This window comes from Sphingomonas pituitosa NBRC 102491, assembly GCF_001598435.1.
Taxonomy (GTDB): Bacteria; Pseudomonadota; Alphaproteobacteria; order Sphingomonadales; family Sphingomonadaceae; genus Sphingomonas; species Sphingomonas pituitosa.
The window spans coordinates 1-1038 of the sequence record NZ_BCYY01000067.1 but is presented as its reverse complement, the minus strand read 5'-3'; the positions used below and the strand labels follow the sequence as shown (position 1 = coordinate 1038).

Genomic DNA, 1038 nt, shown 5'->3' with positions numbered 1-1038 from the left:
GATATTCTGATCGTGGGCAGCGGCCATGGCGGCGCGCAGTGCGCGGTGGCGCTGCGCCAGGCCGGCTTTGCGGGCACGCTGGCGGTGATCGGCGAGGATCCCGAACTGCCCTATGAGCGGCCCCCTTTGTCCAAGGATTATCTGAAGGGCGAGAAGAGCTTCGAGCGCATCCTGATCCGGGCGCCCGCCTTCTGGGAGGAGCGCCAGGTGGCGATGCTGGCCGGGCGCCGGGTCGTCGCGGTCGATCCGCACGCCAAGACCGTCACTGATGCTGCCGGTGCGTCGATCGGCTATGGGGCGCTGGTGTGGTCGGGCGGCGGCAGTGCGCGGCGGCTGGCGTGCAGCGGGCACGATCTGGCCGGCGTCCACGCGATCCGCACCCGTCGCGATGTCGACCAGCTGCTGGCCGAACTGCCCGCCACCCGCCACGTGGTGGTGATCGGCGGCGGCTATATCGGGCTCGAGGCCGCCGCCGCGCTGATCAAGGCCGACAAGCAGGTCGTGGTGCTGGAGGCGATGGACCGGGTGCTCGCCCGGGTCGCCGGCGAACCGCTGTCGCGCTTCTACGAGGCCGAGCATCGCGCGCACGGCGTCGAGATCCGCACCGGCGCGCGGGTCGAATGCCTGGAGGAACGGGACGGGCGGGTCTGCGGCGTCCGGCTGGCCGACGGTGAGGTGCTGCCCGCCGACATGGTGATCGTCGGCATCGGCATCGTGCCCAAGGTCGCGCCGCTGCTGGCGGCAGGGGCAGCCGGCGGCAACGGCGTGCGCGTGGATGCGCAGTGCCGCACCAGCCTGCCCGACATCTTCGCGATCGGCGACTGCGCCCTCCACGTGAACGGCTATGCCGACGGGGCGGAGATCCGGCTGGAATCGGTGCAGAACGCCAACGATCAGGCGAATGTCGTCGCCAAGGTGCTGACCGGCCAGCCGGCGCACTATGATGCGGTGCCGTGGTTCTGGTCCAACCAGTATGACCTCAAGCTGCAGACGGTGGGGCTCTCGACCGGCCATGACGCGGTGGTGCTGCGCGGCGAT

The 1038-nt window shown here is 70.7% G+C and carries 1 protein-coding gene; it reads left to right on the top strand.

The features are described from left to right. A partial coding sequence (locus SPI01S_RS21600; protein WP_245653731.1) for an NAD(P)/FAD-dependent oxidoreductase occupies nt 1-1038 on the top strand: 1038 nt, incomplete at both ends.